Source organism: Microbacterium sp. ZW T2_14, assembly GCF_044987405.1.
Taxonomy (GTDB): Bacteria; Actinomycetota; Actinomycetes; order Actinomycetales; family Microbacteriaceae; genus Microbacterium.
In genome coordinates, this window is sequence record NZ_JBJDRK010000135.1 from 1 (window position 1) to 599 (window position 599).

Consider the following 599-nt stretch of genomic DNA (forward strand, 5'->3'; position numbering starts at 1 on the left):
AACGCGTCGTGCTGCTTCTGGGTGTGGCTGCGCTGGTCGGCCGCCGATGCCACGGGTTCCGAGGGGTCGCGGTCCGCATCCTCGACGAAGCAGGGTCCTGGTGCGGGGGCGCCGTCAGTGCGGGGGTTGAGGATGCTGTCGAACCCGAGCTGCAGCTGCGCCGCCAGTTCGGGCAGGAGGCGGCCGCGGAGCGGGACGAGTCCGTCGTCGCCGCGTCGGCCCAGGGTGATGCCGCGTTTGCGGAGCGCCCGGGTGTCGTCGGGTGCGGTGCCGTCCTGGTCGAGGTACGCCGCCCACACCAGGGCGAGTGCCCGCAGCTCGTCGGCGGACGCCGGCGGTGCGGCATCCGCGCCCTCGCCACACGCCGCCGCGGCGAGTTCGGTGTCGGCGGCGAGCATCTCGGCGCGGCCGGTGTGGCAGCCGCGGAACGCGCCGATGACCGCGACGATGCCGTCGGCGCCGACGTGCCCGGCCGCGAACGCGGCCCGCATGGCGGGGAACTGCGCCGGCAACACCTCCCCCGTGGACAGCGCAACCTGTTGCTGCACCGCACCCGCGGCGGCGATGACCTCGCCTGCGGTGCGCCGCGACACCCGTGT

At 75.3% G+C, this 599-nt stretch carries 1 protein-coding gene; it reads right to left on the reverse strand.

From position 1 onward, the window contains the following. A partial coding sequence (locus ACI3KY_RS20310; RefSeq protein WP_404931923.1) for a DUF222 domain-containing protein occupies positions 1-599 on the reverse strand: 599 nt, incomplete at both ends.